This is a genomic window from Kitasatospora sp. NPDC056800, assembly GCF_042789775.1.
Lineage (GTDB): Bacteria > Actinomycetota > Actinomycetes > Streptomycetales > Streptomycetaceae > Kitasatospora.
The window spans coordinates 1-1,079 of the sequence record NZ_JBHUAL010000434.1; the positions used below are offsets into that span (position 1 = coordinate 1).

The window sequence follows — 1,079 nt, forward strand, 5'->3', positions numbered from 1 at the left end:
TCCGCGGAGACCACCACGGTGTGGGACACCCCGGGGGTGTTGTCCACGAAATTGGTGATCAGCCAGTTCAGGTTCTGTGCGGCCTGGCTCATCTGGTTCAACTCAACGCTCCTGGTGATCTGCGCCGTTGCCGTCGCTCCGGCCACCGAAACTATCGAATCCGGGCTGCTGGGCACCATGCTGGTGGCCCGCCTGGTTGGCGGCCTGCTCGGCCCCGGCGCGGCGGCCCTGCTGGATGCCGCGGCGCAGGTTGGTCAGTCGGCCGCGGACCTCCTCGGGGGCCCGGGAGACCTGCGGACCGGTCAGCGGCGAGGCCTCGGCGGTGCCGGAGACCAGGTTGGCCTGCGGGGTCCGCCGGGGCAGGCCCGACATGGTGACACCGCTGGTCGAGGGCTCGCGGATCTGCTCGGCGCGGCGCCAGCGCTCGTCGTTCGCGGACGGACGCCACGGCGCGTCGCCGGTGCCCGGCTGCGGCTGGCCCTGCGGCTGCTGCTGGTTCTGCTGCGGCTGGCCCTGCGACTGCTGCGGGGCCTGCTGCTGCGGAGCCGGCTGGGGAGCCCGCTGCTCGTCGGCCGACGGCTGGAACTCCGGTGCGGCGGTGCCGGGGCGGCGCGGCTGGTACGGCCGCGGCCGCGCCTGCTGCGAGCCGTCGGACTGCGGGAACCAGGGCTGCTCCTCGCCGCCCGGTCGGCCCGCGGCCTCGGACGGGCCGGTCGGCAGCGCCATCGGCTCCTGGTGCGGCAGCGGAAGCGGCTGCGGCTGCTGCGGGGCCTGCTCCTGGCGCACCGGCTCCGGACGCGGCGGGTTCGGCACGTTCGGCAGCACCGGCTCGACCAGGCCGAGGCCCAGCGGGTCGCGCGGATCGATCTGGCTGGCCTCGAAGCGCGGACGGGCGAACTGCTGGGTGCTCTCCACCGGCGCCGGCTCGGCCGACGGCAGCGGCTGGGGCTGCTGCGGGGCCTGCGGCGGCAGCTGCGGCTGGCGGTCGCGCTGCGGCGCGTCCGGGCCGGGGCGCTGCGGACCGCGCGGGCCCTGGGCGGCGGGCCGGCCGGGGGCGCCGGGGCCCTGCGGGGCCGGAC

2 pseudogenes are annotated in these 1,079 nt (G+C 77.2%); both read right to left on the reverse strand.

What is annotated here, in order from left to right:
* Positions 1-92 (reverse strand): annotated as a pseudogene (locus tag ACFRQN_RS40900) (roadblock/LC7 domain-containing protein); the annotation flags it as partial.
* A gap of 10 nt (positions 93-102) precedes the next feature.
* A pseudogene (locus tag ACFRQN_RS40905) lies at positions 103-1,079 on the reverse strand (hypothetical protein); the annotation flags it as partial.